This window comes from Clostridium sp. UMB9555A, from assembly GCF_030222355.1.
In the GTDB taxonomy this organism is placed as follows: Bacteria; Bacillota; Clostridia; order Clostridiales; family Clostridiaceae; genus Sarcina; species Sarcina perfringens.
In genome coordinates this window covers 1-4881 of the sequence record NZ_JASORQ010000024.1, presented here as the reverse complement: position 1 = coordinate 4881, position 4881 = coordinate 1, and the positions used below count along the sequence as shown (strand labels likewise).

At 25.8% G+C, this 4881-nt stretch carries 4 protein-coding genes and 2 tRNA genes; 5 read left to right on the top strand and 1 reads right to left on the bottom strand.

All coding sequences use genetic code 11. The annotated features are described in order from the left end of the window. Nucleotide 1: 1 nt before the first annotated feature. The 3 genes from QP548_RS16770 to QP548_RS16760 all read left to right on the top strand — a co-directional run bounded on the left by QP548_RS16770 (nt 2) and on the right by QP548_RS16760 (nt 1835). Nucleotides 2–75 (top strand) — tRNA-Gly (locus QP548_RS16770). Between the two features lie 50 nt (nt 76–125). Then, a tRNA-Arg gene (locus tag QP548_RS16765) sits at nt 126–202 on the top strand. Between the two features lie 181 nt (nt 203–383). After that, nucleotides 384–1835 carry an aminoacyl-histidine dipeptidase gene (locus QP548_RS16760; RefSeq protein ID WP_061429138.1) on the top strand — a complete coding sequence of 484 codons (1452 nt, stop codon included), beginning with the start codon at nt 384–386 and terminating at the stop codon, nt 1833–1835. A 336-nt stretch (nt 1836–2171) separates the two neighbouring features. On the opposite strand, the gene QP548_RS16755 is transcribed toward QP548_RS16760, so the two are convergent. After that, nucleotides 2172–2879 carry a YjgB family protein gene (locus QP548_RS16755; RefSeq protein ID WP_061429137.1) on the bottom strand — a complete coding sequence of 236 codons (708 nt, stop codon included), beginning with the start codon at nt 2877–2879 and terminating at the stop codon, nt 2172–2174. Between the two features lie 420 nt (nt 2880–3299). On the opposite strand from QP548_RS16755, the gene QP548_RS16750 reads away from it, so the two are divergent. Together QP548_RS16750 and QP548_RS16745 are read left to right on the top strand one after the other, a co-directional pair. After that, on the top strand, nt 3300–3851 hold the full coding sequence (locus QP548_RS16750) for a chromate transporter (RefSeq protein ID WP_003452206.1): 552 nt from the start codon (nt 3300–3302) through the stop codon (nt 3849–3851). After that, nucleotides 3838–4407 (top strand): chromate transporter, encoded by a 570-nt coding sequence (locus QP548_RS16745; RefSeq protein WP_003452231.1) that lies wholly within the window; start codon nt 3838–3840, stop codon nt 4405–4407. The genes QP548_RS16750 and QP548_RS16745 overlap by 14 nt, the downstream gene beginning before the upstream one ends. Nucleotides 4408–4881 lie beyond the last annotated feature (474 nt).

Below are 4881 nucleotides of genomic sequence, written 5' to 3'. Positions count from 1 at the left end.
TGCGGGTGTAGTTCAATGGTAGAACACCAGCCTTCCAAGCTGGATACCCGGGTTCGATTCCCGGTACCCGCTCCATTCAAAAGATAACCGAATCGGTTATCTTTTTTTTATTTTAAAAAATATAAGCATCTATAGCTCAGCTGGATAGAGCGTTGGACTTCGAATCCACAGGTCGCGAGTTCGAATCTTGCTAGGTGCACCAATTTTAAGGGTTACAAAATCATTGTAACCCTTATTTTTTTAGGTTAATTTTTGAAAATAATTAATTAAATGATATTATAAAATTATAGGTAATATATAATATTTACAATATAGATAAAACTAAATTAGTAATTATAAAGTTTAAAGTGATTATTAAGTGTTTAGCTAGAGGAGGAAGTAAAATGAGAGTATTAGAAAACCTAGAGCCTAAAAGTGTATTTAGATTTTTTGAAGATTTAACAAGAATACCACATGATTCTGGAAATGAAAAAGAACTTAGTGATTATCTTGTTAAGTTTGCAAAGGATAGAAATCTTGAAGTTATTCAGGATGAGCCACTAAATGTAATAATTAAAAAGCCTGCTACTAAGGGGTATGAAAATGTACCAGGAGTTATAATTCAAGGGCATATGGATATGGTATGTGAAAAATTAAAGAGTAGTAATCACGATTTTAAAAAAGATCCTTTAAAATTAAGAATTATTGATGATAAATTTGTTTATGCTACAGATACTACTTTAGGAGCAGATGATGGTATTTCCTTAGCTTATGGATTAGCTATCTTAGATTCTAATAATATAGAACATCCAGCAATAGAGTTTGTAGCAACTACAGAGGAAGAAACAGTTATGGGGGGGGCTACTGCTTTAGATACTTCACTTTTAAAAGGAAAGGTTTTATTAAATATAGATGCTGAAGAAGAAGGAGTATTTATTGCAGGAGGTGCTGGAGGAATTATGGTTTATCCAGAAATAAATGCTGAATTTGAAGATTTTAATGGAGAAGCTTTAAAATTAGAGATTTCAGGTTTTAAGGGTGGACACTCAGGAATGGAAATCCATAAACAAAGAGGAAATGCTAATAAGTTAATGGGAAGAATCTTATATGCCTTAAGCAAAGAAGTTGACTTTAACATTGCATCAATTAATGGTGGATCAAAACATAATGCAATACCACAATATTGTCAAAGCATAATTACAGTTAAGAAAGAAGATGGAGAAAAGGTTAAAGAAATTTGTACTGCCTTAGAAAAAGATTTAAAGGCAGAATACAGAATTGGAGAGCCAGATGTGAATCTTTCTGTTAAAAGCATTGAAGGAGTGGAAAAACAATTAACTAAAAAGGTTACAGAGGATGTAACTAGATTTTTAGTTTTAGTTCCAGATGGATTACAATCTATGAGTCAAGAGATAAATGGATTAGTTGAAAGTAGTTTAAATCTTGGAATAGTAGAAATGGTAGAGGATAAAATTAAATTTATTATTGATATAAGAAGTTCAGTTAAGAGTAAAAAGGTAGAAATTACAAATAGAGTAGAGGCTCTTTGTAAAGTTATAGGAGCTAATATGACTAAAGATGGAGATTATCCAGAGTGGGAATATGAAGCAGAATCAAAAATAAAAGATTTAAGTATTAAAACTTATAGTGATTTATTTGGAATTGAGCCTCAAATAACAGCTTTACATGCAGGGCTTGAGTGTGGAATCTTTAAAGAAAAAATGGGTTCAGAGGTGGAAATGATAAGTTTTGGCCCAGATATATTTGATGTACATACAGCAAATGAGCATTTTAGAATAGAATCTGTTGGAAGATGCTATAGATTCTTAACTGAATTATTAAAGAATATGAAATAATAATTAACTTCTTTATATTAAATATTATAATTTAAATATCATTATTTAAGTAAATAAGGATTTTAATTTATGAAAGACGTATAGTTTAGAATTTATAGATAGAAAGAAATTTAGTTTAATCTTATCTTATAAAAGTACTATAGATCAGAATTAACAAGAAGAGTGTGGTAGCAATTAAGCTTATAAAAATATTATAGTAATAAAGTAGCAAGAAAAAATAAAAGAGGATTCATACAATAATTTTTAATAAAACTTATAGAAAGTAAGTGTGAAAATATGTTTTTAAGTTTTATTATTAGATTGTATGTAACCTCTTTTTCTTTAAGGGTAATTATCTTACCACTCTCTGCCATTGTCTCCTGCCATAGAATTATGAGTTATGCTTGGATATAGAACAGAATAGTGGTCTAATTGATATGTACTAGTATTGAATACAAATAGTATTTTAAAATCTTTTGTTATTTTATATCCAATAATTTTTTCTTTTGATTTAGTTGTAACATTGTAATCAGGCTTTCCAAAAAAGTTTTCTACATTATTTAAATCTAAGCTTTTTAAATCCTTATTTAAAGATCTAATTTCAAAGATTTGATCACCCTTATTACATCCAAATGATAAATTATATGAATCAAAATTAAAGTAATTTCCTTTAGCTTCAGCAACATAATTTTCACTAGAAGGTTTTCCTAATTTGTTAATTACATCATCTATTGAAGCACCTAGTTTAAATTCATAATTAATAATTTCACCTTTTACAGCTTTTTCTTTAATATCTTTTAATAATTTTTCGGTTTTATCATCTAATTTTTTGTTAGTATTTTTATTATTGGAAACATTTTTATCTTTATGTGAAGTAGTATTATTAGAGTCAGATTTTTTAGTTTCATTATTAGAACTGTTATTATTATTTGAATTAGAATTTTGCTGATTACTATTTATTATTTCTACAGAAGAATCACTTGATGAATTGGAAGAAGTTGTACATCCTACAAATAGCAATGCAAAAATTATAATAACTAAAACTGGTACAAGTAACTTTTTCAATTTAATCACTCCCATTATATTTTTTAAATTAATTAAATTATATATATTTTGTTTACAAAAAAGTTAACAAATTTATTAATTAATAAAATTTAATCCTTTTATTAAAATGAGATAATTCTAATTTTTAAAATAGATTATTAATAATAAGGGAAATAATATAATTTAATGTGATAAATGAAATGATAATTTATATAATTACAAATATATTTTCAAATGTTTTTTAGGTGGATGGAGTGTTATATTATATAAGTAAGCCATTTTAATAAACATTATTGATATTTGAAGTTTATTTTATAAGAATCTTTGCAGTTTTTGGTTTTTTATATATTACACAAAGCCTTATACATATTAATTATAATGAAAAATTTTTATATATATTATAATCTTTAAATATTTAGACAATAGAAAGGAGCTTTATATATGAAAGAATTAATTAATTTATATTTTCTTTTTATAAAATTAGGATTTATGAATTTTGGAGGGGGATATGCTTTATTTCCAATATTACAAAAAGAAATAATTGAAAAAAGAAATTGGATTACTAATGAAGAATTAATGGATTACTATGCAATTGGTCAATGTACACCAGGAGTAATTGCAGTAAATACAGCCACATTTATAGGTCATAAAAGAAAAGGAAATATAGGAGGTATACTAGCAACTCTTGGTTTTGTTACCCCATCATTAATAATGATAACAATAATTGCTACCTTTATTGGAAACTTTTCAGATCTTCCAATAGTTAAGAATGCCTTTGCTGGGATTCGTGTATGTGTGGCAGTATTAATTTTAAATACAGCAATAAATTTAATTAAGACATCAGTAATTGATATTAAAACATGTATTATTTTTGTATTAGTAGCTGGATTTTCTATATTTACAGATATATCTCCTGTTTTATATGTAATAATAGCAGGAATAGCAGGAATAGTATTAAGATCAATTGGAGGTAAAAAAAATGATACTAATTAGATTATTTTTAGAGTTTTTCAAAGTTGGTCTTTTTGCTGTAGGTGGTGGAGCTGCTACTATACCATTTCTATATAATATTTCAGATAAAACACATTGGTTTACTCATACTGATCTTGCAAATATGATTGCAATATCTCAATCAGTACCAGGTGCTATGGGAATCAATATGGCAACTTATGTTGGTTATGCAACCTATGGAGTTTTAGGTGCTATTACCTCAACCATAGGTATTATAGTACCTTCAATAATTATAATTTTAATTGTAGCGAGAGTCTTAGCAAAATTTAAAGAAAATAAAAGAGTGGCTGATTGTTTTTATGGATTAAGACCAGCATCAACAGGTCTTTTACTTGCGGCAGGCTTTGAAATAGTAAAAATATCAATATTAACTTTAAATAAATATGCAGAAACACATAATATTGCAGATATATTATCAATTAAAGCTTTAATACTAGCAGGAATTTTATTCTTTTTTATAAGAAAATATAAAAAGTCACCAATTTTTTATATTATTGCCTCAGCCATAGTAGGTATAATATTCAATTTTGCTAAATAATAAAGAAAAAATAAATAATAATTTAGTAGTAAAAGTGATTTATTATTTTAAAAGATAAAGTATTAAAGAAAATTATTTTTAATAATAGTATTCTTTAATACTTTTTTTATTTCAAGCTATGTTTTAATTAGTAGAATTTAAATGAAATCTATAAGAAATAATATCTAAATAATTGATTTTAAGTTGTTATTCGACTTTAAAATATAAAAAAATACATTTTAGAATCTTCAACTGAACCAAGTGTATCTATAGATAAAAAAGAGAGAAAAAGTATGAAATTAGAAGAAAAATAAAAATAATTATGTTAAATGGAAATGATTATATTAAAAGGAAGTTATAATTGTGATATCATAAATATCGTCATCAAGAACAAGCAAGAAACGCACTACAAGATGATAATGGTCTTTGAAAATTAAACAGAAGATATTAACATAAACCAGCAATTCTTTTATAAGTAATATGAGTATAGATTAA